We start from the raw sequence: 25307 nt of genomic DNA on the forward strand, positions 1-25307 counted from the left end.
AGGAAATGTTATCGGTTTAGCTGCTGTCGTTTTTTAGATGACGAAAACCGCCGCAGCTAAACCGATAAAAGTATTAGGGGGGAAAAGGTTGAGTTACCGGAGAAGACTGTCAATGATTATCGCGCTGGATACTTATCTCGTTTTGAATTCAGTTATTGCAGGATATCAATTTTTAAAAGATTCTTATCAATTTTATGACTCCGGAGCATTATTGCTTACCGCTGTCAGCTTGCTCCTCAGCTATCATGTATGTGCTATCCTGTTCCGTCAGTATAAACAAGTCTGGACATACACCGGGCTTGGCGAACTGATCGCTCTGCTTAAGGTCATTACGATTTCAGCCGCTGTGACCGGCATCATTCAGTACGCTGTGTATCATACAATGTTTTTCCGGCTGTTAACGGCGTGCTGGGTGCTTCAGCTTCTGTTCATCGGGGGGACCCGCGTTTTATCGAGAATATTAAAAGAAAGCATCAGAAAAAAACGCAGCACGTCGGCCCGCGCATTGATTATCGGAGCGGGATCAGGCGGAACCCTGATGGTCAGGCAGCTGCTGCAGAAAGACGATCCTGACATTACACCTGTCGCTTTTATTGATGACGATCAAACGAAACATAAGCTGGAAATGATGGGACTGCCCGTCATCGGCGGAAAAGAAAGTATCATGCCTGCGGTGCAAAAGCTCAAAATTAACTATATTATCATTGCGATTCCTTCTCTCCGTACCCATGAACTGCAGGTGCTATACAAAGAATGCGTGCGGACCGGAGTGAACATCAAAATCATGCCTCATTTTGATGAAATGCTGCTTGGAACGCGCACTGCCGGGCAAATCAGAGATGTAAAGGCTGAGGATTTACTCGGCAGGAAGCCGATAACCCTCGACACAAGCGAAATTTCAAACCGCATCAAAGAAAAAACAGTTCTCGTCACAGGAGCGGGCGGTTCAATCGGCTCGGAAATCTGCCGGCAAATCAGCGCGTTCCAGCCTAAGGATATCGTTCTTCTCGGCCATGGGGAAAACAGCATTCATTCTATTTATTCTGAACTGAATGGACGATTCGGCAAACACATCGTGTTCCACACAGAAATTGCGGATGTGCAGGACCGCGACAAAATGTTTACCTTAATGAAAAAATACGAACCGCACGTCGTCTATCATGCGGCTGCCCATAAGCATGTGCCTTTAATGGAGCACAACCCCGAAGAGGCAGTCAAAAACAACATTATCGGAACAAAAAATGTGGCGGAAGCGGCAGATATGTGCGGGACAGAGACATTTGTGCTCATTTCATCTGATAAAGCGGTGAACCCGGCCAATGTAATGGGGGCAACAAAACGCTTTGCTGAAATGATTATTATGAATTTGGGGAAATTCAGCAGAACAAAATTCGTCGCTGTCCGCTTTGGCAATGTGCTTGGCAGCCGAGGCAGCGTCATTCCGGTTTTTAAGAAACAGATTGAAAAAGGCGGTCCCGTTACGGTGACACATCCGGCGATGACCCGTTATTTCATGACCATTCCCGAAGCGTCACGGCTTGTCATCCAAGCTGGAGCGCTGGCGAAAGGACGCCAAATTTTTGTTCTTGATATGGGCGAGCCCGTGAAGATTGTCGATCTCGCCAAGAACCTCATTCATTTATCTGGCTACACGACGGAGCAGATTCCGATTGAGTTCACAGGCATTCGCCCGGGTGAAAAAATGTATGAGGAGCTGCTGAACAAAAATGAAGTTCACGCTGAACAAGTTTTTCCGAAAATCCATATCGGCAAAGCGGTGGACGGCGACTGGCCATTGCTGATGCGCTTTATAGAAGATTTCAATCAGCTGCCGGAAGCCGAGCTCAGAGAGCGGCTGTTTGCGGCAATAGACACATCAAACGAAATGACGGCTGCCGGCGTTCGTTAGGGGGAGTGGAGATGACGAAAAAAATACTATTTTGTGCCACTGTCGATTATCACTTTAAAGCTTTTCATCTTCCTTACTTTAAATGGTTTAAACAATTGGGCTGGAAGGTTCATGTTGCTGCGAGCGGACAGACGCGGCTGCCGTATGTCGATGAGAAATTCTCCATTCCGATCCGAAGGTCACCCTTTCATCCTCAGAACATTGCCGTTTACAGACAGCTGAAGAAAGTGATCGAGACCAATCAGTACGACATCGTCCATTGCCATACGCCGGTCGGCGGTGTTCTTGCCCGGCTTGCGTCACGGCATGCGAGACGAAACGGAACAAAGGTGATCTACACCGCTCACGGATTTCATTTTTGCAGCGGAGCGCCGATGAAAAACTGGGTCCTTTATTATCCGGTTGAAAAATGGCTTTCTGCCTATACAGACTGCCTGATCACCATAAATGAAGAAGATTACACACGAGCGAAAGGGCTTCAAAGACCGGGCGGAATGACAGAAAAAATTCACGGCATCGGCGTTAATACAGACAGGTTCCGGCCAGTCAGCCTTGAAGAGCAGCATAGGTTGAGAGAAAAGCACGGCTTCCAAAAAGACGACTTTATATTGATCTATCCGGCTGAACTGAACCTCAACAAAAATCAGAAGCTGTTAATTGAAGCTGCCGCACTGCTGAAAGATAAGATTCCTGAGCTCCGTCTTGTTTTTGCCGGAGAAGGAGCGATGGAACAAACGTATCGGGCCTTAGCTGAAAAGCTTGGAGCTTCCCGCAATGTTTGCTTTTACGGCTTTTGCCGCGATATTCACGAGCTGATCCAGCTTGCGGATGTATCTGTCGCATCCAGCATCAGAGAAGGCCTCGGCATGAATGTGCTTGAGGGCATGGCGGCGGAGAAGCCGGCGATTGCCACTGAGAACCGCGGACACCGGGAAATCATCCGGGACGGAAAAAACGGGTTTCTCATCAAAATTGGCAACAGCGCCGCTTTTGCCGATCGGATTGAACAGCTCTACCTTGAGCCGGAACTGCGGAGAACACTCGGACAGGAAGGCCGCCAAACAGCCTTGCGCTTTTCGGAAGCGCGAACGGTAGAAGAAATGGCAGATATTTATTCCGTGTACATGGATATGGATAAAAAGGAGAAAAGCGTATGAATTCAGGACCGAAAGTTTCTGTCATTATGGGCATTTATAATTGTGAACGCACTTTGGCGGAAAGCATTGAATCCATTCTCAGCCAATCCTATAAAAATTGGGAGCTGATTATGTGCGATGATGCGTCAACAGACGGCACGCTCCGTATTGCGAAGCAGTATGCCGCTCATTACAGCGACCGCATCAAGCTGATTCACAATCAAACAAACAAGCGGCTGGCCGCTTCGTTAAATCACTGTCTTTCTTATGCGACAGGCGAGTATATCGCCCGTCAGGACGGAGATGATCTGTCCTTTCCGCGCCGTCTGGAGAAGCAGGTTGCCTTTTTAGAAAAGCATCGGCACTACCAGGTGGTCGGCACCGGCATGCTAGTGTTTGATGAATTTGGCGTAAGGGGCACACGGATGCTGCCTTCTGTTCCGGAGCCGGCCATCATGGCGAAAGGGACGCCGTTTTGTCATGGGACAATCATGATGAGAGCCAGCGCTTACCGTACGCTGAAAGGCTATCGTTCGATGCGGCGGACAAGACGAATGGAGGATATCGATTTGTGGCTCCGCTTTTTTGGAGAGGGCTTCCGAGGCTATAACCTCCAAGAAGCGCTGTATAAAGTAAGGGAAGACAGCGACGCATTCAAGAGGCGGTCTTTTACCTATTCAATCGACAACGCTATTCTTGTGTACCAGGCATGCAGACGCCTGAAGCTTCCTTTTTCCGCTTACATCTATATCGCAAAACCGCTCATTCGCGCGTTTATGCCTCCTGCTGTGATGAATCGTTATCATAAAAAAAGAGTGATGAATCAGAAGGAAGGGCTTGTGAAGCATGAATAACAGCCAGCAGCGCGTGCTCCATGTTCTCAGCGGCATGAACAGGGGCGGCGCGGAAACCATGGTCATGAATTTATATCGGAAAATGGATAGAAGCAAGGTGCAATTTGATTTTTTAACCTATCGAAATGATCCGTGCGCTTATGATGAAGAAATTTTATCGCTAGGCGGGCGGCTTTTTTATGTCCCGAGTATCGGACAAAGCAATCCCCTCACATTTGTGAAGAATGTAAGAAACACAATAAAAGAAAACGGGCCGTTCAGCGCGGTTCATGCGCACACAGATTTTCAAACCGGCTTTATCGCGCTTGCGGCAAGGCTAGCCGGGGTGCAGGTCAGAGTATGCCATTCCCATAACACCTCGTGGAAGACCGGCTTCAATTGGAAGGACCGCCTGCAGCTGATGGTGTTCAGACGCCTCATTTTGGCTTATGCGACTGAATTGTGCGCTTGCGGAGAGGATGCGGGCCGGTTTTTGTTCGGGCGATCCAATATGGAGCGGAAGCGTGTTCATCTGCTGCCGAACGGAATCGACCTTGATCTGTTCTCTCCCGCCGGGCAGGCGGCCGATGACGAAAAAAAAGCACGCGGCATAGCATCTGACCGTCTGATCATTGGTCATGTGGCCCGATTTCATGAAGTGAAAAACCACGCGTTTTTGCTGAAGCTTGCCGTTCACCTGAAAAAACGGGGAGTTCGTTTTCAGATGGTTCTCGCAGGAGACGGACCGCTGCGGGAGCAGATGGAGGAGGAAGCGCGGCGGCTGAATCTGCTTTCAGATGTCCTCTTTTTAGGAACTGAAGAACACATTCATGAGCTCATGCGCACCTTTGATGTATTTGTCATGCCGTCATTGTACGAAGGCTTGCCTGTTGTGCTTGTGGAAGCGCAGGCTTCGGGCCTTCCGTGCATTATTTCCGACACGATCACAGAAAAAGTCGACACGGGGCTCGGACTTGTGAAAAGGGTGAGTCTCTCTAAGCCGATGGATATTTGGGCTGAAACAATTGTAAGAGCGGCCGCCGCAGGCAGGCCGAAGCGGGAGCTCGTGAAAGATACCCTTGCGAAACTTGGCTATGATGCGCGGCGAAATGTGGGTGCATTGATGAATTTATATCAGATTAGCACTGAAAAAGGACAATAAAAATGATTGTGTATGTCGTCAATATGGGAATTGTATATATTTGGTCTTGGTTTGCTAAAATGTGCGGCGGCCGGGATGAGTCACTTGCGACCGGCTATCGTCCGAACAAGCTTCTCATTTGGATTCCGCTTGCCTCACTTGTGCTTGTTTCGGGCCTGCGTTACAGGGTCGGTACAGATTTTCAGACGTATACGCTGCTGTATCAAATGGCAGGAGACTATCAAAATATTTGGCAGATATTCGGTTTCGGCACGGCGAAAACGGCAACAGATCCGGGCTTTACCGCACTGCTATGGCTGATGAATTTCATCACGAAGGACCCGCAAATCATGTATGTGACCGTTGCGGCCGTGACCTATATCTTTATTATCAAGACGCTGGCAGACTACGGAAGACCGTTTGAGCTGAGCGTCTTTTTATTTTTAGGAACCTTTCATTATTACGCATCCTTTAACGGAATCAGACAATACATGGTGGCAGCCGCTTTGTTTTGGGCGATTCGCTATATCATCAATGGAAACTGGAAGCGTTATTTTCTGATTGTGCTGGTCAGTTCGCTCTTTCACTCCTCGGCGCTGGTGATGATTCCGGTCTATTTTATTGTCAGAAGAAAAGCCTGGTCACCGGCAATATTCGGCCTCTCAGCTTTATTTCTCGGCATGACCTTTTTGTATCAGAAATTTATTTCGGTATTTGTCGTTGTCCTTGAAAACAGCTCATACAGCCATTATGAAAAGTGGCTGATGACAAATACAAACGGAATGAATGTGGTCAAAATCGCTGTTTTGGTCCTGCCGCTGTTTTTGGCCTTTTGTTACAGGGAGCGCCTCCGAAAGCTGTGGCCGCAAATCGATATTGTCGTCAATTTGTGCCTTCTCGGATTTTTATTCGGGCTCTTGGCCACAAAGGACGTGATCTTTGCCAGGTTTAATATTTACTTCGGACTGTATCAAATGATCCTAATCCCTTATTTTGTCAGGATATTTGATGAGAAATCGAATGCGTTGATCTATATCGCCATTGTGGTTTGTTATTTTTTATACAGTTATTTGCTTATGCCGGTTGATTCTTCCGTTCTGCCGTACAGAACGATTTTTTCCCGGTAATTTATGCAAGAGGAGCCGGTCATTATGGAAACACCTGCGGTTAGTCTGTTAGTCGCTGTTTATAATACAGAAACCTATATCAGAAACTGCCTTGAATCTTTGAGGAACCAGACATTGGACAATATTGAAATCATCATCGTCAATGACGGTTCGGCAGACGCCAGCCCGGACATCGCGGAGGAATATGCAGAAGAGGATAAACGATTCAGAGTCATTCACCAGGAAAACCAAGGGCTCGGTGCGGTCCGGAACAAAGGGATCGAAGCGGCCCGCGGCGAATTTGTGGCTTTTATTGACTCAGACGATTGGATCGAGCCTGATTATTGCTTGCAAATGGTTCAGGCAGCATCGGAGGAAACCGATCTGGTCATTTGCAACTATGCCGCGGAGTTTGAGGATACTGAAAAAACCGTTGTCTCAGACATTGCGGAAACCTATCAGGATCAGCCGAAGGAGTCTTATATCAAGGCGTTATTCGAAGGGAAGGTCAGGGGATTTTCATGGAATAAACTGTACCGAAGAAGCATGATTGACGCACACCGGCTTTCGTTCCCGCTCAGAGGTGAGCTGGAGCATGTCGAGGATCAGTTTTTCAGCTTCAGGGCACATTTTTTCGCCCGCTCGGTTTCCTATGTAAAAGCGCCTCTCTACCATTATCGCATTCACCTTTCCTCCATCGTGCAGGGTTATCAGAAAAAACTGTTTGAATCAGGACTGGCGCTGTATCAGGCGAACGCAGGGTTCTTACAGGAGAACAACAAGCTGGAGGAGTACCGAAAGGAGCTTGATTTCTTTATCGTTCTCCATGGGACCATTTGTCTTTTGAACGAATGGAAAACAAGCGCCAGCCGGCGTCTTTTGGAAAGGCTCAAAACGGTCGGCGTGATTTGCGCTGATCCGGTGTTTCAAGGCAGTCTGTCGAAAACGGGGACAGCGCCTTTTGACGCAAAACGGTCATGCCTGCTGCTGATGGCGAAATACAGAATGATTCCGCTCGTTGCCATGGCGTCCGCCGCGTATCAGCGAGTGATCGAGTACAAAATGAAAATCAGAGGGTGAAGACATGTCGTTACATTCATTGAAAATCAATCTTGCAGAATGGCTGCTGCTAAAGGTCAAGTACCCGTCTCAATTTTGGCTGGGGGCGGCCGATCAGCCGGAAAAGGCTGCCGCACATAAAAAGAAAATCATTCTGACCCTGCTGCCTTCCCATGACAATTTGGGGGATCACGCCATTGCTTATGCGAGCAAAGCGTTTCTTGAGCAGGAATACTCCGATTTTGAAATCGTTGAGGTCGATATGAAGGACATATACAAATCAGCAAAAGCGCTGATCCGCTCCCGCCACCCGGAGGATATGGTCTTTATCATCGGCGGCGGAAACATGGGGGATTTATACCGGTATGAAGAGTGGACGCGCCGCTTTATCATTAAAACGTTTCATGATTATCAAATCGTCCAGCTACCGGCAACTGTTCATTTTTCTGATACGAAAAAGGGACGAAAAGAGCTGAAACGGGCGCAGAAAATTTATAACGCGCACCCCGGTTTATTGCTGATGGCGCGTGATGAAACTACGTATCAATTTATGAAGCGGCATTTTAAAGAAAAAAAGATTCTGAAGCAGCCTGATATGGTGCTGTATTTAGATAGAAGCAGCACCCCTGCGGAACGCGAAGGGGTGTATATGTGTTTACGCGAGGATCAGGAAAGTGTGCTTCAGGAGGATCAGAGAAACCGCGTGAAGGCCGCTCTTTTTGATGAATTTGGTGATATCAAAGCTTTTACGACAACGATCGGTCGCCGGGTCAGCCGCGGCACACGGGAACAGGAGCTGGAAGCGCTTTGGTCTAAGCTGCAAAGTGCTGAAGCCGTTGTCACAGACAGGCTGCACGGCATGATTTTTTGTGCGCTGACAGGAACGCCGTGTGTAGTGATCCGGTCTTTTGATCATAAAGTCATGGAAGGCTACCAATGGCTGAAAGGTATTCCAACCATGAAGCTGATTGAACAGCCGGAGCCGGAAATTGTGACAGCCGCAGTGAAAGAGCTGCTGACAAAAGAAACAAACCGTGCCGGCTTTCCGCGGGATATGTATTTTAAAGGGCTGCGGGATAAAATCAGCGGTGAAGCACAATGACACCGCTCGTCAGCATTATTGTCCCGATGTATAACGTTGAACCATTCATTGAAGAATGCATCAATTCACTGCTTGCCCAAACGCTTTCCGATATAGAAATCATCCTTGTTAATGATGGAACACCCGATCGATCTGGTGAGATGGCAGCGGCATACGCGAAACGGGATGCAAGAGTTCAAGTCATTCATAAAAAAAATGGCGGCTTGAGTTCGGCTCGAAACGCGGGAATCAAAGCGGCGCGCGGCACGTATATCGGGTTTGTAGACGGAGACGATTATGTCTCTCCCGCCATGTTTCAAAGGCTTGCAGAAGAAGCGGAGCAGCACCGGCTCGATATCGCTGGCTGCGGATTTTATAAACAGTTTGAAGACAAACGGGTATACGTACCGCCGCAGCTCGAAACAGGCCGTATGCTGACAAAAGCGGATATAGCTGAGCAGCTCCAACGTGCCCACGAAACGAGATTTATCTGGTATGTATGGCGATATGTGTATCGCCGTGAGCTTTTGGAAAGGGCGAACCTGTGGTTTGATGAAGACATCCGTTTTGCTGAAGATTCACCCTTTAATTTATCTGCTTTTTATGAAGCCGAGCGGGTAAAAGTGCTGGATGAAGGCTTGTACATATACCGTGAAAATCCGAACAGCCTGACGGAACTCCCTTATAAACCTGCGATGGATGAAAATATCCAAAAACAATATCAAGCCAAACTCGCATTTTACAATCAGTGCGGCTTATCGGCTGTGTGCAAAGAAGATTTAGATGTGTACATTTGCAAGCACCAGCTTCCGATGCTTCTGGCAAACGCCTGTGCCTCATCGCAGCCGGCGAAAGACATCAAAAAACAGATCAGACAGATTTTATCCTATGACATGGTTCGGCAGGCTGTCAGACACACACCGTTCCAGCATGAGAAATTAGGCAGAGGCGAGCGATTGGTCTTAGGACTGTGCAAATGGCGGCTGATCTTTCTCATCAAGCTGTTTTTTGAGACACGCGGAACCATGAAAGGCAGTGCAAAGCAGGCATGAAATTCACTATTAACTTCAGCGCCAATCTTACAGCTTTTCTTCTGTCCGTATTCCTGTCTGTCTGGATGACGCCTTTTATTGTCAAAACGCTCGGTGTCGAGGCTTTCGGCTTTGTGAATTTAACGCAAAATGTGATTAATTATTTCTCCATTATCACGGTGGCGCTCAGCTCCGTGGTTGTGCGTTTTTTTTCTGTCGCAGCCCACAGGGGAGAGCAGGAAAAAGCAAATGCGTATATCAGCAATTATTTGGCTGCGTCTGTTTTGATTTCATTGCTGCTTCTGCTGCCTCTTTTGAGTGCGGCTTTTTTTATTGACCGCGTTATGAACGTCCCTCAGGATCTTTTGGCTGATGTTCGGCTGTCGATTTTGATTGGAAGTTTGCTGTTTCTTTTAACATTTTTGATGGCGGGGTTTGGGGCGGCGCCGTTTTATGCCAATCGGCTGTATATCACCAGTTCTATTCAGGCGGTGCAAATGCTCATCCGTGTATTGTGTGTGCTGGCGCTGTTTGCCTGCTTTACGCCAAAAATCTGGCAGATTCAGCTTGCCGCTTTAGCCGGTGCCGTCATAGCGTCTATTCTGTCTTTCTGCTTTTTCAGAAAACTGATTCCATGGTTTTCATTTAGGCTGAAAGACTTGTCATTCCGCATAAGCAAGGAACTGTTTCAGGCAGGAACCTGGAACTCAGTCAATCAGATCGGCGTGCTGCTTTTTTTGCAGATCGACCTATTGACCGCCAACTTGGTGCTGGGTGCATCTGAAGCGGGAAAATACGCGGCGATTATCCAGTTTCCGCTGCTGCTGCGCAGTTTGGCAGGAACAGTCGCATCTCTATTTGCGCCTGTCATTACTTCTTATTATTCAAAAGGCGATATGGACGGCTTGGTCAAGTACGCCAATCAGGCAGTGAGACTGAACGGGCTTTTGCTTGCGCTTCCGGCTGCATTATTGGGAGGTTTGGCCGGGCCTTTTCTGACGATCTGGCTTGGACCGTCCTTTTCCTCTGTAGTGCCGCTTTTATATATTCACGCCGGATATTTGGCGGTCAGTCTTGCCTTTATGCCGCTGTTTTATATATGGACCGCCTTTAATCAACAAAAAACACCGGCGCTCGTCACCCTGCTGTTAGGCGCAGTGAATGTTGTGCTGGCGGTCACATTAAGCGGGCCGGCGCATCTGGGGCTTTACGGCATTACGCTGGCCGGGGCGATTTCGCTTGTGCTGAAAAATGTCATCTTTACGCCGCTATATGTATCACGCATTACCGGCTACAAAAAGCATGTGTTCTTTACAGGCATGTTCGGTCCGGTCTTTGCCGCTTTATTTGCCTGGGCGGTTTGTGAGGCCATTCAGTTATGTATCACCATTGAAAGCTGGACATCACTGATTGCCGCAGGTGCCGCTGTCAGCTGCTGCTACGGGGTATTCGCTTTTATGCTTGTTTGTACGAAAGAAGAACGACAGCTGGTGCTGAAACGGTTTAGAAAAACGAAAGGAGCTGTAAATATTTGATCCTGAAACGTCTTTTTGATCTGACGGCCGCTATTCTTTTATTGTGCTGCACGGGTGTCATTATTCTATTCACTATCGCCGTTGTCAGGCTGAAAATAGGATCGCCTGTCTTTTTTAAACAAGTACGGCCCGGCCTGCATGGGAAGCCGTTCACCCTTTATAAATTCAGAACGATGACGGACGAACGGGACAGTGAGGGAAATCTGCTGCCGGATGCAGTCAGGCTTACGAAAACAGGCAGGCTGATCAGAAAGCTGAGCATTGATGAGCTGCCACAGCTTCTGAACGTTTTGAAAGGAGACCTCAGCCTCGTCGGTCCCCGGCCGCTGCTGATGGACTATCTGCCGCTTTATACGAAACAGCAGGCACGGCGCCATGAGGTGAAACCCGGGATTACAGGCTGGGCGCAGGTCAACGGCAGAAACGCGATTTCCTGGGAAAAGAAATTTGAACTGGATGTTTGGTACGTTGACAACCGTTCATTCTTGATCGATTTGAAAATTTTATGTCTGACGGTACGCAAAGTTCTTGTGTCAGAAGGTATACAGCAAACCAATCATGTGACCGCAGAACGCTTCACAGGAAGCGGAGATGTGTCCTCATGAGAAACGTGGCCATTGTGGGAGACGGCGGTCACGGAAAGGTGATCAGAGAACTCATAAGCGCCCGTTCAGACACGCGCTTAGCTGCGGTGCTGGACGATAAATTCAGCACATTTGATGCTGAGAAAGAGCTGTACACAGGCCCCTCGGAAGCAATTCCTGAATTGCGCAGACTGATCCCTGACGTCATGTTTGTGATTGCAATTGGAAACAACAGCGTCAGGAAACAGCTGGCGGAGCGGCTGGGGTTATACAAAGAAGATTTCATCACATTAATCCACCCGTCAGCCATCATCAGCAAATCGGCTGTCATCGGGGAGGGAACGGTTATTATGGCCGGTGCGATTATTCAGGCTGATGTTCAGATCGGCGCCCATTGTATCATCAATACGGGCGCGATTGCAGAGCACGACAATCAGATCGGCGATTTTGTTCATCTTTCTCCGCGCGCCACGCTTTCTGGTGGTATTGCGGTTCAAGAAGGGGCTCATGTGGGCACCGGGGCCTCCGTCATTCCGCAGGTTACTATCGGCTCTTGGAGCATTATCGGCGCAGGCTCCGCGGTGATCCGCTCCATCCCTGACGGAGTAACGGCAGCCGGCACCCCGGCGCGCGTGATTTCCTCTATTCAAACCTAAAGCAAAGGATGGTTACATGCATAAAAAAATTTACTTATCCGCCCCTCATATGAGCGGCAGGGAGCAGCACTATATTTCAGAAGCCTTTCGCTCTAACTGGATTGCGCCGCTTGGGCCGCTTGTGAATACATTTGAAGAAAAACTGGCTGAACGAGTCGGCGCCAAAGGGGCGGCTGCGGTCAGCTCAGGCACCGCCGCGATTCATTTGGCGCTACGTTTGCTGGATGTAAAAGCGGGAGACATCGTGTTTTGTCCGTCCTTTACATTTGTGGCAACGGCAAACCCGATTTTATATGAAAAAGCGGTGCCTGTTTTTATAGATTCTGAGCCGGATACGTGGAATATGTCTCCGAAAGCACTTGAAAGAGCACTGGGGGAAGCGAAACGAAATGGAAATCCGCCAAAAGCGGTCATTGCCGTCAACCTGTACGGACAAAGCGCGAAAATGGATGAGATTGTAAGCCTGTGCGGCTTATACGGCGTGCCGGTCATTGAGGATGCGGCTGAATCCCTCGGTTCGGTCTATAAAGGGAAGCAGAGCGGGACATTCGGCCGTTTCGGCGTTTATTCATTTAATGGAAACAAAATCATTACCACTTCAGGAGGCGGGATGCTTGTATCAGACGATGAAGCCGCCATTGAAAAAGCAAGATTTCTCGCTTCACAGGCCCGCGATCCTGCTGTTCATTATCAGCACAGTGAAATCGGGCACAACTACAGATTGAGCAATATCCTTGCCGGAGTCGGCATTGCCCAGCTTGAGGTGCTGGATGAGCGGGTGGAGAAAAGACGGGAGATTTTTGCGAGGTACGAAAAAGCGCTTGGCAGCATAGATGGCGTTTGCTTTATGCCGGAATACTCGGAAGGCGTGTCCAACCGCTGGCTTACTGCACTCACGCTCGATAACGGGCTGATTCCATATGAGGTAGTTCAGCATCTTGCTGAAGAACAGATTGAAGCGAGACCGCTTTGGAAGCCGCTGCATACCCAGCCTCTGTTTACTTCGTCTGCATTTTATTCCCATTCAGATTCTGAAAGTGTGTGCGAAACCTTATTCAGGCGAGGGATCTGCCTCCCATCCGGAACAAATATGACCGAAGAAGATCAAGACCGAGTAATCGATGTGTTGTTACACTTATTCCAAACAACAGAGGTGAAGAGATGGACAGCAAGCATTCAATGATCAGCCTGAAGAAAAAACTGGCCGGGCTGCTCGAAATGATTCCGAAGCAATCCGAAATCATTTACGCCGACTATCCTCTATACGGAAATGTAGGGGATCTATTTATTATGAAAGGAACGGAAGCCTTTTTTAAAGAAAATGACATTCGGGTCAGAAACCGCTGGAATCCAGACAATTTCCCAATCGGGCGTAAGCTTGATCCGAATCTGATCATCGTCTGCCAGGGAGGCGGCAACTTCGGGGATTTGTATCCGTACTATCAAGGATTTAGAGAGAAAATCGTTCAAACCTATCCAAACCACAAAATCGTCATTCTGCCGCAATCCATCTATTTTCAAAATGAAGACAACTTAAAACGGACGGCTGACATTTTCTCTGCCCATTCAAATCTGCATATCATCACAAGGGAAAAAGCCTCCTATGCCACGGCACAGGCGTACTTTCAAAACAATCATATCAAGCTTTTGCCTGATATGGCCCATCAGCTGTTTCCCATCATTCCGACACAGCAGCCGACCGGCCAAAAGCTGAGATTTATCAGAACAGATCATGAAGCAAATGATGAGCTTCAAAGACATGCGCAAGCGGAAAGCTATGACTGGCGTACAGTGCTGTCAGCTTCAGACCGCCGGACAATCGCTTTTCTCCAAACGCTGAACGTCCTGAACAAAAAAGCGGGCAATCCTCTGCCGATCGCATTTATATGGAGAAAATACTCGGATTACATCGTCACCAAAGCCATTCGCTTTTTCAGCCGTTACAAATCGGTGGAAACGTCAAGGCTGCACGGCCATATTTTGTCTTCTCTTCTTCAAAAAGAAAACACGGTCATTGATAATTCCTACGGAAAAAACGCCAATTACTATCATACTTGGATGGAGGGAGTGCCAAATACTCAAATCATTCGGGACGCCTCAAAGAAGGAAAACCTTCCTGCTCATATGTGAGCGGAAGGTTTATTTTGTTTCTCCGCGTTTTACCTTGTTGTAGGCTTCATCTAAATGCTGAATCCGCTTCAGGACAACTGAGTTTTTTGTCAGCTGATCCTGCACAAGTGTTGAGACCACAGAACGGTAGTAGCTGTTCATTGCGTGGATCTTATCCTCAGACGGGTTCATTTCAATATGCTGCTTTAAGTTTTCAATAAAATACGGTACAGAAAAAAGTTCAGACATTTCTTTGGCAGCTCCTTTTTCATAAATGTATACGGTGTCATCCCAATCATGTACAATGAAGAAAGGGGAGTGAGCAAGATGGATATGAAACTTCAGCAAGTACAAGTACTAAAGCCTCAACTGACACAGGAGCTCAGGCAGGCCATCACGCTGCTTGGCTATCATTCGGCGGAACTGGCCGAATACATTGATGAGCTCTCACTGGAAAACCCTCTTATTGAACGAAAGGAAACAGACACACCGCCACTATCTTACCATAAAACAAGCAAAAACAGGATCAGCAGGCAGGAGACGGGCCTTCAATTAAGCAATCCGCAAAAAACACTGCAGGATGTCCTCAAACAGCAGTCGCTGGATATGAATCTGTCAAACACTGAAAAAAAGATTTTTAATTATCTGATACATTCGCTTGATTCAAACGGATATCTGGAGGAAGATGTGGAGGAGGCAGCCCGGCGCCTGTCTGTTTCGGCAGAGGAAGCGGAAGCGGTTCTGAGAAAACTTCAGTCGCTTGAACCAGCGGGAATCGGCGCAAGATCTCTTCAAGAGTGTATTCTGCTGCAATTACAGCGTCTCCCGAACAGAAATGAACAGGCAGAACTGCTTGTTTCAGAACACTTTGATGTATTTGCGCAAAAAAACTGGAAAGCGCTTTCAAAAGAAACTGGAATCCCGCTTCACGCGATTCAGGATATTTCTGATAAAATTGCTGCGCTTCACCCAAGACCCGGCCTTCTGTTTGCCAGTCCGGAGCAGGATATGTATATTGAACCTGACATTTTCATCATCGTTAAAAACGGCCAGATCACAGCGGAACTGAACAGCCGCTCGTTCCCGGAGATTGAGCTGCATCCGCAGTACAGGCCGCTTCTATCGTCGGGCGCCTGTCAGGATACGGTTTCCTATTTATCTGCGAAATATCAGGAGTGGCGCTGGCTGAGCCGCGCGCTGAGGCAGCGGAAGCAGACGATCACCAGAATTGTAAATGAGCTGACCGCACGTCAAAAAGATTTTTTCCTGAAAGGGCGGAGCGCCATGAAGCCGCTGACACTGAGAGAGGTGGCGGATTGTCTGGGCCTGCATGAATCAACCATCAGCCGGGCCATTAAAGGGAAAACGATACAAACGCCTTACGGATTGTTTGAGATGAAGATGTTCTTCTCAGGAAAAGCAGAGGCCTCTGGGGATGGCGATACATCCAACTATGCGGTCAAAACGCATCTTCAAGCATTGATTCAGCAAGAGGATAAAACAAAACCCCTCTCAGATCAAAAGCTTGCCGACCTGTTATATGAACAGCACCGCATCCAAATCTCCAGACGCACAGTGGCGAAATACCGCGATCAATTGAACATTCCGTCATCGGCAGCAAGAAAACGGTACAAATAAAATCCTCCCTGTAAGGGAGGATTTTTTTACGGGATCATCCAGCTGAAAAACTGGTGCTGCAAAAAGGTGATGATACAGACGAGCAGCAGCAAAAACAAGCTGTGCTTGATCGTAAAGCGGAAAAGATCCGACTCCTTCCCGGCGAGTCCGACTGCCGCACACGCGACCGCGATTGACTGCGGGGAAATCATTTTGCCGGTGACGCCGCCTGATGAATTGGCCGCGACCGATAGGACAGGGTCCATTCCGACCGATAAGGCCGTTACTTTCTGCAGGTTTCCAAACAGCAGGTTAGCCGACGTATCCGAGCCGGTAATAAAGACGCCGAGCCAGCCGAGAACCGGCGAAAAGAAGGTAAACATCGAGCCTGTCAGCGCCAGCGTCATGCCGAGCGTCGTGCTCATTCCCGAGGAGTTGGTGACATATGCAAAACCAACGACCGAGGCGATCGTTAAAATCGGAAACTTCAATTCCTTCAGTGTTTCGCTAAAAACAGCTCCCCAGTCTTTCCACGAAATCGACGTGATGAATTTTGACAGCACTGCGGCAATTAAAATCGCGGTGCCTGCCGAACCGAGCACCTCAAGCTTATAAACCGCTTCAATCGGAGTGCCGTCAGCATTGACGATCTGTTTGTTCAAAAAAGGCACCCCAGGAGCAAAAGTCAGCTGTTCTCCAATCACATTCAGCCATTTTAAGACAATGGCTGTGCCTTCATAATGCCCTGTCAGCGCGGATTTGACCGAAGGAATGCCCCAAACAGAAATCATCACCGTCAGCAGCAGAAACGGCGACCAGGCCTTAAAAATCTGCCCGCCGGTGTAAGCCGGTGCATCAGGGTGCAGTTTTGCCGTTTCAATCGCGGCGGCCGATTCCCGCTCCCCCGCAAACCGGAATGTCTTCTTCGGCTTCCACCATTTCAAAAACACAGCTAGCGCAGCCATCGACACTAGCGCCGACAAAACATCCGGCAGCTCCGGCCCCAGAAAGTTGGAACTGAGATACTGAACAGCGGCAAAGGAAACACCGGAAACAAGAATCGCCGGCCATACCTCAAAGGCTTTCCTGAATCCGCTCATAATGATAATTAAATAAAGAGGAATAAATACAGATAAAAACGGCAGCTGCCGCCCGACCATTTGAGAAATCTCCATCGCCGGAATCCCTGTCGGCCCTTCTACAGCTGTAATCGGAATCCCAATCGCCCCAAAGGCTACTGGCGCCGTATTGGCAATCAAACAGATCCCCGCCGCATAAAGAGGGTTAAAACCGAGACCGACAAGCAGTGCGGCCGAAATCGCGACCGGCGCCCCGAAGCCCGCCGCTCCTTCTAAAAAAGCCCCGAATGAGAAAGCGATCAGCAGCGCCTGAAGCCGGCGGTCATCGGTAATGGAGAGAACAGAGCTGCGAATAATATCAAACTGTCCCGTTTTTACAGTGATTTTATACAAAAAAACAGACGTCACAATGATCCAGCCGATTGGCAGAATGCCGTATACGGCTCCTTGTGTAGCGGACATCAGCGCTTTTTCCGCCGGCATCCCGTAAATCAATACAGCAATCAGCAGCGCGATTCCCAAGGTGGACAATCCCGCTGTATACCCCTTCATTCGTTTAATTGCGAGTGCCCAGAAAAAGAAAATAATCGGTACAAGTGCGGCAAGCGCAGATAAAAGCAAATTTCCCCCTATAGGCGTATATGCCTGTGTCCATTGCATCTCAAACCCCTCCTTCAAACATAACTGGCTATGTGTAAGCGGTTTCTAAAGGTGATATGATCATCTGATGACTAGATAATAAGACCAGTTACCTAGCATTATATTTTGAAAAAAATCAAAGTACAAGACTTTTTGACGAAATTGTCTAAATCTTTTGGCGGCGCCCAAAAGGGAGTATAATAGATCGTAAACAGCCAGACCTACAAGTTGCGGGGTGAATTGCATTGAAATATAAACAGATTAAAACAAAAAAGATATATGAAGAAGTAGCGGATGCATTATTAGATATGATCAAAACCGGCCAACTGAAGCCGGGGGATAAACTTGACTCCGTTCAGGCGCTTTCCGAAAGCTTTCAAGTCAGCCGTTCAGCGGTGCGCGAAGCGCTTTCCGCATTAAAAGCGATGGGGCTTGTCGAAATGAAACAGGGAGAAGGCACCTATCTGAAGGAGTTTGAACCTGATCAAATTTCTCAGCCTCTGTCAGCCGCCCTTTTAATGAAAAAAGAAGATGTCAAACAGCTGCTCGAGGTCAGAAAGTTGCTTGAAATCGGCGTGGCTTCATTAGCTGCCGAAAAACGGACAGAAGAGAATCTCCAAAGCATTCATGCGGCGTTAAAGGAAATGGGGGAGATTGAAGCAGACGGGGAGCTAGGTGAAAAAGCAGACTTCGCCTTTCATTTGGCACTCGCTGACGCTTCACAAAACGATCTGCTCAAACATCTGATGAATCACGTATCATCATTGCTGCTGGAAACGATGAGAGAAACGCGGAAAATCTGGCTGTTTTCCAAGAAGACCTCGGTACAGCGGCTTTATGAGGAGCATGAACGGATTTATAATGCCGTGGCTGCCCAGGATGGAGCACAGGCGGAAGAAGCGATGCTGGCACACTTGACGAATGTGGAAGATGTCCTTTCGGGATATTTTGAGGAAAACGTGCAATAACCGACTCATTTCCCGGGCAATTCTGCCGGTGCATACACACAACCAAGACTGAGCTGTAATGGTTCAGTCTTATTTATATTGTGCGGCTGACACAGCTTGACATTTACGAAAAAGAAAGTAAAATATTTTACTAAAACGACCACTGGCATGCTTAAAAATGGAGGCAGATATAATGGCGACAATTAAAGATATCGCACAAGCCGCGGGATTTTCGATTTCAACCGTTTCCCGCGTTTTAAATAACGATGAGAGCCTTTCTGTACCGGACGAGACGCGTGAAAAGATCTATGAAGCCGCAGAGAAACTTAATTATCGCAAGAAAACTGTAAGGCCGCTGGTGAAACACATTGCTTTTTTATATTGGCTGACAGATCAAGAGGAGCTGGAAGATGTCTATTTCAAAACAATGAGATTAGAAGTAGAGAAATTGGCGAAAACCTTCAATGTCGACATGACGACCTATAAAATAACGGACGGTATTGAATGCATTCCAGCTCATACAGAAGGTTTTATTGCCGTGGGCACCTTTTCTGATAAAGAATTAGCGTTTCTCAGAAATCTGACGGAGAACGGTGTTTTTATTGACTCTTCCCCTGATCCCGACCATTTTGATTCGGTAAGGCCGGACTTAGCGCAAATGACGAAGAGAACGGTAAACATCCTAGTTGAAAAAGGGCATAAGAATATCGGATTTATTGGCGGCACGTACAAAAATCCGAACACGAATCAAGATGAAATGGATATTCGTGAAAAAACGTTCCGATCCTATATGCAGGAAAAAGGGATGCTGGACGAGCGCTATATTTTATGCCACCGCGGCTTCTCCGTCGAAAATGGCTACCGCCTGATGACTAAAGCGATTGAAGCATTGGGTGATCAGCTTCCGACCGCCTTTTTTATCGCGGCAGACCCGATTGCGGTCGGCTGTCTGCAAGCCCTGAATGAAAAAGGAATCGCGATACCAAACAGAGTGAGCGTCGTGAGCATCAATAACATCAGCTTTGCCAAGTACGTCTCTCCGCCGCTGACGACCTTTCATATTGATATCAAGGAACTATGTAAAAACGCTGTGGAATTATTGCTTGAGCAAGTGCTGGAAAAGCGGAAAACGGTTAAAACGTTATATATGGGAGGTGAATTAATCGTCAGAAAGAGCATGAATTAAATCGTATTTCAAAATGGCTTAGTATCCTAAGTCATTTTTTGTTTGGTAAAAAAATTTACTTATAAGAGTAAATAGTTTGTTTACACATTTTCTCAGTTATGCTATATTATTTTTAAAGCGCTTTCATCTAATACGGAAGGGTGACAATTGATGAAAATGATAAAAAAGTACGCCGGTGTCATGCTCTGCGCGGCTGTCAGTTTATCTTTAGCCGCCTGCGGACCGCAGGAAAGCAGCAGCGAAAAAACAAGTTCAAAGGGCTCGGAGCTTGTCGTGTGGGAGGATAAAGAAAAAAGCATCGGCATTAAAGACGCTGTTGCCGAATTTGAAAAAGAGCATGATGTAAAGGTCAAAGTTGTTGAAAAACCTTATGCCCAGCAGATTGAAGATTTGCGTATGGACGGCCCGGCCGGCACAGGGCCTGACCTGTTGACCATGCCCGGTGACCAGATCGGAACGGCTGTCACAGAGGGATTAATCAAAGAATTAAACGTTGAAAAGGATGTTCAATCGCTCTACACAGACGCATCCATTCAGTCTCAAATGGTGGATCAGAAGCTTTATGGCCTACCTAAAGCCGTCGAAACAACAGTGCTTTTTTATAACAAAGATCTCATCTCAGAGGACGAATTGCCGCAAACGCTGGAAGAGTGGTACGACTACTCTAAAAAAACGGCTGATGGCAGCAAGTTTGGATTTTTAGCCTTATTTGATCAAATTTATTACGCGCAAAGTGTCATGGGCGGGTACGGCGGATATATCTTTGGAAAGGATAAGGATGGAAACGATGATCCGTCTGATCTTGGAATCAATAATGAAGGCGCTGTCAAAGGCGCTGAGCTGATTCAGAAGTTTTATCAAGACGGCTTATTCCCGGCTGGCATTGTCGGAGAGCAGGGAATCAATGTACTCGAATCACTGTTTACAGAAGGAAAGGCTGCTGCGATTATCTCAGGCCCGTGGAATGTAGAAGCCTTTTCGAAAGCGGGAATTGATTATGGCATCACCAAGCTTCCGAAGCTGGAAAACGGCAAAAACATGAGCTCCTTTATCGGCGTCAAAAGCTACAATGTCAGCGCATTTTCAAAACATGCAGAGCTGGCGCAAGAGTTAGCCGTTTTTCTGACAAATGAAAAGAATTCCAAAAAACGATATGAACAAACGAAAGAAGTTCCGGCCGTTCAATCGTTAGCAAGTGACACGGCTATTATGAAAAGCGAAGCGGCACGGGCGGTTACCGAACAATCCCGTTTCTCAGAGCAGACGCCGAATATACCGGAAATGAATGAAATATGGACCCCGGCTGATTCGGCATTACAAACGATTGCAACAGGAAAAGCGGACCCGAAAAAAGCCTTAGATCAGGCTGCCGAAACGGCCAAAGGGCAGATGAAGGCAAAGCATAGCGGAACATAAAGAGAAAAGTAGATTTGTATTGTAAGAGAGGTGAAAACGGTGCAGCATCGTAAAGTCGCTTTGTTATTGTCAATCATTCCGGGCCTTGGTCAATTCTACAACAAACAATGGATTAAAGGCCTCCTGTTTCTCCTCTTGGGCGCATCGTTTTTTGCGGTATTTGGAGATTTGCTGAATATGGGGCTTTGGGGAATCTTTACGCTGGGAACAGAGGTGCCGCGGGATAACTCGGTGTTTCTGCTGGCGGAAGGCATTATCGCTGTCATTGTGACATGCTTTGGACTTGCGGTATATTATGTGAATTTGCGAGACGCTTATCAAAGCGGAAAACGCCGTGATGAAAAGAGGCCCTTGAGCTCTCTCAAGGAACAATATCAAAATATCGTCGCTCAGGGCTATCCATATGTCGTCAGCGGACCATCTCTGTTTATTTTAGTTTTCGCGGTGATTTTTCCCATCTTATTCAGCTTTGCCTTAGCTTTTACAAACTATGATTTATATCATTCTCCTCCTGCTAAATTAGTAGATTGGGTTGGTTTTCAAACCTTCACTGATATTTTTACTGTCGATATTTGGCGCTCGACCTTTTTTGATGTGCTGGCTTGGACGGTGGTGTGGACGCTTTGTGCTTCTACTCTGCAAGTCAGTCTGGGGATATGGCTGGCGATCATTGTGAATCAGAAAGACATCCGGTTTAAACGGTTTTTCCGGACTATTTTGATTTTGCCATGGGCTGTTCCCGGATTTGTCACGATTTTAATTTTTGCCGGTTTGTTTAACGATAGTTTCGGCGCAATGAATCATGACATCTTGGCTTTCTTTGGCATTGATCCGCTTCCGTGGATGACAGATGCGAATTGGTCGAGGCTGGCGCTGATCCTCATGCAAGGCTGGCTTGGTTTTCCGTATATCTTCCTTGTTTCAACGGGTGTTTTGCAATCGATTCCTGAAGATCTTTATGAAGCGGCGACAATTGATGGTGCTTCCATCTTCTCAAAGCTGAGATACATCACGCTCCCGATGGTGTTCATTGCGATGGCTCCGATTATCATTACGCAATTCACATTTAATTTTAATAACTTCAATATTATTTATCTTTTCAATGGAGGCGGTCCGGCTGTTGCGGGATCAACAGCCGGCGGAACAGATATCCTCGTATCGTGGATTTATAAATTGACGATGCAGTCCAGCCAATATTCCCTTGCGGCTGCTTTAACCATTTTATTGTCTGTGTTTGTGATCGCCATTGCATTGTGGCAATTCAGACAGACGAAGTCTTTTAAAGAGGAGGGCTGAGACATGCTGGCAGATATGAAGGTCAGAAAATTTATGCGGCTCCTTTTCTCTTACTTGTTTTTAGCCTGCATGGCGGTCATCATTTTGTATCCTCTCCTTTGGACGGCAGGCGCCAGCTTTAATCCCGGCAACAGTTTAATCAGTACATCCCTCATTCCGAAGAATCCGACATTTGACCACTACAAAGAATTATTTGCGGGCAAAGAAAGCCTTCAATATGTGCAGTGGTATATCAATTCGATAAAAATCAGCCTGTTTACGATGGCTGGCTCACTGATCTGTGTGACGTTTACGGCTTATGCGTTTTCCCGCTTTCGGTTTAAAGGGAGGAAATACGCATTAACGCTCTTTTTATTGCTGCAAATGATTCCTCAGTTTTCTGCATTGATCGCCTTGTTTGTGCTGGCTCAAATGTTAGGAATGATCAACAGCCATTGGCTGCTGATCCTGCTTTATATCGGCGGCCTGATCCCGATGAATACGTACTTGATGAAAGGATATATGGATTCCATTCCGATTGATTTAGACGAAAGCGCAAAGATTGACGGGGCAAGCAGCACGAGGATCTTTTTGCAGATCATCCTGCCTTTGTCAAAACCGATGGCGGCAGTGGTTGCGATGAATGGATTTACCGGCCCGCTCGGAGATTTTGTTTTGTCATCAACGATATTGAGAACACCTGAATCATATACATTGCCCGTAGGCTTATTCAATTTAGTCAATGATGTCATGGGAGCAAGCTATACGACATTTGCGGCGGGTGCCTTGCTCATCAGCATTCCGGTTGCCGTCATCTTTATCATGCTGCAAAAGAATTTTGTGTCCGGATTAACCGCAGGCGGAACGAAAGGATAAGAGAATAAGGGGGAGAAAATCATGTCAAAGCTTGAAAAAAAGCACGTTACAAAAGCGAAGTTTATGCTCCACGGAGGAGACTACAACCCTGATCAATGGCTGGATCGGCCGGATATTTTAGCCGACGATATAAAGCTGATGAAGCTTTCCCATACCAATACGTTTTCTGTCGGCATTTTTGCATGGAGTGCGCTTGAGCCGGAGGAAGGTGTATATCAATTTGAATGGCTTGATGATGTTTTTGACCGTATCCACAGTATCGGCGGCCGTGTCATTTTAGCAACGCCGAGCGGAGCGCGTCCTGCCTGGCTGTCGCAAACCTACCCTGAAGTGCTGCGGGTCAATGCCTCCAGAGTGAAACAGCTGCACGGAGGCCGGCATAACCACTGCCTGACGTCCAAGGTCTATCGTGAAAAAACGCGGCACATCAACCGTTTATTAGCAGAAAGATACCGCGGACATCCATCGCTTTTCATGTGGCATATTTCCAACGAATATGGAGGAGAATGCCACTGTGACCAATGTCAGCACGCTTTCAGAGAGTGGCTGAAAACGAAATATGACAATAGTCTCAAGGTATTAAATAACGCGTGGTGGACGCCGTTTTGGAGTCATACATTTAATGACTGGTCACAAATTGAAAGCCCTTCCCCGATTGGAGAAAATGGCTTGCACGGCCTGAACTTAGACTGGCGCCGGTTTGTCACGGATCAAACGATTTCCTTTTATGAAAATGAAATCGTACCGCTGAAAGAGCTGACGCCGGACATTCCGATAACAACGAATTTTATGGGTGATACACCAGATTTAATTCCTTATCAGGGTCTCGACTACAGCAAATTTGCAAAGCATGTGGATGTTATCAGCTGGGACGCTTATCCTGTGTGGCACAATGATTGGGAAAGCACAGCAGATTTGGCGATGAAGGTCGGCTTTATCAATGATCTGTACAGAAGCCTGAAGCAGCAGCCCTTTCTATTAATGGAGTGTACGCCTAGCGCTGTCAATTGGCATAACGTAAACAAAGCAAAACGCCCGGGCATGAACCTGCTTTCATCTATGCAAATGATTGCCCACGGATCAGACAGCGTCCTCTATTTCCAATTTCGAAAATCACGAGGATCATCGGAAAAACTGCATGGGGCGATTGTGGATCATGACAACAGCACAAAGAACCGCGTCTTTCAAGAAGTGGCAAAAGTCGGGGAGACATTGGAACAGCTGTCTGAAGTCGTTGGAACGAAGAGACCGTCTGAAGCTGCTATTTTGTATGATTGGGAAAATAATTGGGCGCTTGAGGACGCTCAGGGATTTGCAAAAGCGACAAAGCGTTATCCGCAAACACTGCAGCAGCATTACCGCACATTCTGGGAACAGGATATCCCGGTCGACGTCATTACAAAAGAACAAGATTTTTCAGCGTATAAGCTGCTGATCGTCCCCATGCTGTATGTAATCAGTGAAGAAACCATTTCGCGATTAAAGAAGTTTACGGCTAACGGCGGAACCTTGGTGATGACCTATATCAGCGGAATCGTCAACGAGCATGACTTAACGTACACAGGCGGCTGGCACCCAGACTTGCAAACGATATTTGGAATTGAGCCGCTCGAAACAGATACGCTGTATCCGAAAGACCGAAATGCCGTCAGCTACCGCAATCAAACGTATGAAATGAAAGATTATGCAACGGTGATCGAATTGAAAGCCGCAACGGCAGAGGGTGTGTATCAGGATGACTTTTATGCGCATACTCCTGCGGTTACAAGCCATCAATATGAACAAGGAAAAGCGTATTTTATCGGCGCGCGTTTAGAGGATCAATTTCACCGGGATTTTTATCAAGATTTGATAAAAGAACTGTCTTTGTCTCCGGTTTTTCCGGTTAAGCATGGTAAAGGCGTCTCCGTACAGGCGAGACAGGATCAGCACAATGACTATATCTTCATCATGAATTTTACGGAACAACAGCAGCTGGTTTCGTTTGATAAGCGTGTGAAGGATATCGTTACTGGTGAAATGCTTTCAGGAGACCTGATCTTGGAAAAATATGAAGTGAGAATTGTCGTGAACTCACATTGAGGTGTGCCTC

General features: G+C 47.3%; 22 protein-coding genes. 20 read left to right on the forward strand and 2 right to left on the reverse strand.

The genetic code is table 11. The features are described from left to right. Positions 1-88: 88 nt before the first annotated feature. Genes ACQVGS_RS03755 through ACQVGS_RS03815 form a run of 13 tightly spaced genes read left to right on the forward strand, consistent with a single transcriptional unit; the run spans position 89 to position 14201 of the window. On the forward strand, positions 89-1909 hold the full coding sequence (locus ACQVGS_RS03755) for a polysaccharide biosynthesis protein (RefSeq protein WP_491830988.1): 1821 nt from the start codon (positions 89-91) through the stop codon (positions 1907-1909). Positions 1910-1920: 11 nt separating this feature from the next. Beyond that, positions 1921-3066, forward strand: a complete 1146-nt coding sequence (locus ACQVGS_RS03760; protein ID WP_491830990.1) for a glycosyltransferase family 4 protein — start codon at positions 1921-1923, stop codon at positions 3064-3066. Continuing rightward, complete coding sequence (gene epsE / locus ACQVGS_RS03765; protein WP_255002034.1) at positions 3063-3899, forward strand: glycosyltransferase EpsE; 837 nt, start codon at positions 3063-3065, stop codon at positions 3897-3899. The genes ACQVGS_RS03760 and epsE overlap by 4 nt, the downstream gene beginning before the upstream one ends. Further along, on the forward strand, positions 3892-5040 hold the full coding sequence (locus tag ACQVGS_RS03770) for a glycosyltransferase family 1 protein (RefSeq protein ID WP_099043507.1): 1149 nt from the start codon (positions 3892-3894) through the stop codon (positions 5038-5040). The genes epsE and ACQVGS_RS03770 overlap by 8 nt, the downstream gene beginning before the upstream one ends. Positions 5041-5042: 2 nt before the next feature. Continuing rightward, positions 5043-6146: a biofilm exopolysaccharide biosynthesis protein EpsG gene (gene epsG, locus ACQVGS_RS03775; protein ID WP_151174529.1), complete on the forward strand. Its 1104-nt coding sequence runs from the start codon at positions 5043-5045 to the stop codon at positions 6144-6146. 24 nt (positions 6147-6170) lie between these two features. After that, positions 6171-7205: a glycosyltransferase family 2 protein gene (locus ACQVGS_RS03780; RefSeq protein WP_487446415.1), complete on the forward strand. Its 1035-nt coding sequence runs from the start codon at positions 6171-6173 to the stop codon at positions 7203-7205. A gap of 4 nt (positions 7206-7209) precedes the next feature. After that, positions 7210-8286 (forward strand): polysaccharide pyruvyl transferase family protein, encoded by a 1077-nt coding sequence (locus ACQVGS_RS03785; RefSeq protein ID WP_491830994.1) that lies wholly within the window; start codon positions 7210-7212, stop codon positions 8284-8286. Continuing rightward, a complete protein-coding gene (locus ACQVGS_RS03790) occupies positions 8283-9317 on the forward strand; it encodes a glycosyltransferase (RefSeq protein WP_188323321.1) in 1035 nt (344 codons plus the stop codon). Before ACQVGS_RS03785 ends, ACQVGS_RS03790 begins: the two co-directional genes overlap by 4 nt. Beyond that, positions 9314-10831, forward strand: coding sequence for an MATE family efflux transporter (locus ACQVGS_RS03795; protein WP_151174527.1), 1518 nt, complete (start codon positions 9314-9316; stop codon positions 10829-10831). The genes ACQVGS_RS03790 and ACQVGS_RS03795 overlap by 4 nt, the downstream gene beginning before the upstream one ends. Next, positions 10828-11436 (forward strand): sugar transferase, encoded by a 609-nt coding sequence (locus ACQVGS_RS03800; RefSeq protein ID WP_101864748.1) that lies wholly within the window; start codon positions 10828-10830, stop codon positions 11434-11436. The genes ACQVGS_RS03795 and ACQVGS_RS03800 overlap by 4 nt, the downstream gene beginning before the upstream one ends. Further along, a complete protein-coding gene (locus ACQVGS_RS03805; protein ID WP_188323320.1) occupies positions 11433-12071 on the forward strand; it encodes an acetyltransferase in 639 nt (212 codons plus the stop codon). The genes ACQVGS_RS03800 and ACQVGS_RS03805 overlap by 4 nt, the downstream gene beginning before the upstream one ends. Positions 12072-12087: 16 nt before the next feature. Further along, positions 12088-13254 (forward strand): DegT/DnrJ/EryC1/StrS family aminotransferase, encoded by a 1167-nt coding sequence (locus ACQVGS_RS03810; RefSeq protein WP_188323319.1) that lies wholly within the window; start codon positions 12088-12090, stop codon positions 13252-13254. Continuing rightward, entirely contained in the window at positions 13233-14201 is a 969-nt protein-coding gene (locus tag ACQVGS_RS03815; protein ID WP_188323318.1) for a polysaccharide pyruvyl transferase family protein, read from the forward strand. The genes ACQVGS_RS03810 and ACQVGS_RS03815 overlap by 22 nt, the downstream gene beginning before the upstream one ends. Positions 14202-14210: 9 nt before the next feature. Here the strand turns inward: ACQVGS_RS03815 and yvfG are convergent, their stop codons facing one another. Beyond that, positions 14211-14429 carry a protein YvfG gene (gene yvfG / locus ACQVGS_RS03820; protein WP_010331943.1) on the reverse strand — a complete coding sequence of 73 codons (219 nt, stop codon included), beginning with the start codon at positions 14427-14429 and terminating at the stop codon, positions 14211-14213. Between the two features lie 78 nt (positions 14430-14507). Between yvfG and rpoN the strand changes: the two genes are divergently transcribed. Beyond that, complete coding sequence (rpoN, locus tag ACQVGS_RS03825; protein ID WP_106021974.1) at positions 14508-15818, forward strand: RNA polymerase factor sigma-54; 1311 nt, start codon at positions 14508-14510, stop codon at positions 15816-15818. 26 nt (positions 15819-15844) lie between these two features. On the opposite strand, the gene lutP is transcribed toward rpoN, so the two are convergent. Next, positions 15845-17536, reverse strand: a complete 1692-nt coding sequence (gene lutP / locus ACQVGS_RS03830) for an L-lactate permease LutP (RefSeq protein ID WP_106019586.1) — start codon at positions 17534-17536, stop codon at positions 15845-15847. 224 nt (positions 17537-17760) lie between these two features. On the opposite strand from lutP, the gene lutR reads away from it, so the two are divergent. The 6 genes from lutR to ganA all read left to right on the forward strand — a co-directional run bounded on the left by lutR (position 17761) and on the right by ganA (position 25297). Further along, the gene (lutR, locus tag ACQVGS_RS03835; RefSeq protein WP_024122919.1) at positions 17761-18483 is read left to right on the forward strand and encodes an L-lactate utilization/bacilysin biosynthesis transcriptional regulator LutR; all 723 of its coding nucleotides are present in this window, start codon (positions 17761-17763) and stop codon (positions 18481-18483) included. Between the two features lie 172 nt (positions 18484-18655). Beyond that, the gene (ganR, locus tag ACQVGS_RS03840; protein ID WP_151174524.1) at positions 18656-19648 is read left to right on the forward strand and encodes a galactan degradation operon transcriptional regulator GanR; all 993 of its coding nucleotides are present in this window, start codon (positions 18656-18658) and stop codon (positions 19646-19648) included. Between the two features lie 150 nt (positions 19649-19798). Continuing rightward, a complete protein-coding gene (gene ganS / locus ACQVGS_RS03845) occupies positions 19799-21064 on the forward strand; it encodes an arabinogalactan oligomer ABC transporter substrate-binding protein GanS (protein WP_151174523.1) in 1266 nt (421 codons plus the stop codon). 39 nt (positions 21065-21103) lie between these two features. Further along, the gene (gene ganP / locus ACQVGS_RS03850; RefSeq protein ID WP_024122916.1) at positions 21104-22360 is read left to right on the forward strand and encodes a galactooligosaccharide ABC transporter permease GanP; all 1257 of its coding nucleotides are present in this window, start codon (positions 21104-21106) and stop codon (positions 22358-22360) included. 3 nt (positions 22361-22363) lie between these two features. After that, positions 22364-23215: a galactooligosaccharide ABC transporter permease GanQ gene (gene ganQ / locus ACQVGS_RS03855; protein ID WP_188323317.1), complete on the forward strand. Its 852-nt coding sequence runs from the start codon at positions 22364-22366 to the stop codon at positions 23213-23215. Between the two features lie 18 nt (positions 23216-23233). Next, a complete protein-coding gene (gene ganA, locus ACQVGS_RS03860; protein WP_188323824.1) occupies positions 23234-25297 on the forward strand; it encodes a beta-galactosidase GanA in 2064 nt (687 codons plus the stop codon). Positions 25298-25307: the final 10 nt, after the last annotated feature.

It is taken from the genome of Bacillus sp. SD127 (assembly GCF_058566445.1).

Coding starts and splice junctions, on each gene's coding strand:
- ACQVGS_RS03760 (WP_491830990.1), top strand. CDS start 1,921: ATGACGAAAAAAATACTATTTTGTGCCACTGTCGATTATCACTTTAAA.
- epsE (WP_255002034.1), top strand. CDS start 3,063: ATGAATTCAGGACCGAAAGTTTCTGTCATTATGGGCATTTATAATTGT.
- ACQVGS_RS03770 (WP_099043507.1), top strand. CDS start 3,892: ATGAATAACAGCCAGCAGCGCGTGCTCCATGTTCTCAGCGGCATGAAC.
- epsG (WP_151174529.1), top strand. CDS start 5,043: ATGATTGTGTATGTCGTCAATATGGGAATTGTATATATTTGGTCTTGG.
- ACQVGS_RS03780 (WP_487446415.1), top strand. CDS start 6,171: ATGGAAACACCTGCGGTTAGTCTGTTAGTCGCTGTTTATAATACAGAA.
- ACQVGS_RS03785 (WP_491830994.1), top strand. CDS start 7,210: ATGTCGTTACATTCATTGAAAATCAATCTTGCAGAATGGCTGCTGCTA.
- ACQVGS_RS03790 (WP_188323321.1), top strand. CDS start 8,283: ATGACACCGCTCGTCAGCATTATTGTCCCGATGTATAACGTTGAACCA.
- ACQVGS_RS03795 (WP_151174527.1), top strand. CDS start 9,314: ATGAAATTCACTATTAACTTCAGCGCCAATCTTACAGCTTTTCTTCTG.
- ACQVGS_RS03805 (WP_188323320.1), top strand. CDS start 11,433: ATGAGAAACGTGGCCATTGTGGGAGACGGCGGTCACGGAAAGGTGATC.
- ACQVGS_RS03810 (WP_188323319.1), top strand. CDS start 12,088: ATGCATAAAAAAATTTACTTATCCGCCCCTCATATGAGCGGCAGGGAG.
- ACQVGS_RS03815 (WP_188323318.1), top strand. CDS start 13,233: ATGGACAGCAAGCATTCAATGATCAGCCTGAAGAAAAAACTGGCCGGG.
- yvfG (WP_010331943.1), bottom strand. CDS start 14,429: ATGTCTGAACTTTTTTCTGTACCGTATTTTATTGAAAACTTAAAGCAG.
- rpoN (WP_106021974.1), top strand. CDS start 14,508: ATGGATATGAAACTTCAGCAAGTACAAGTACTAAAGCCTCAACTGACA.
- lutP (WP_106019586.1), bottom strand. CDS start 17,536: ATGCAATGGACACAGGCATATACGCCTATAGGGGGAAATTTGCTTTTA.
- ganR (WP_151174524.1), top strand. CDS start 18,656: ATGGCGACAATTAAAGATATCGCACAAGCCGCGGGATTTTCGATTTCA.
- ganS (WP_151174523.1), top strand. CDS start 19,799: ATGAAAATGATAAAAAAGTACGCCGGTGTCATGCTCTGCGCGGCTGTC.
- ganQ (WP_188323317.1), top strand. CDS start 22,364: ATGCTGGCAGATATGAAGGTCAGAAAATTTATGCGGCTCCTTTTCTCT.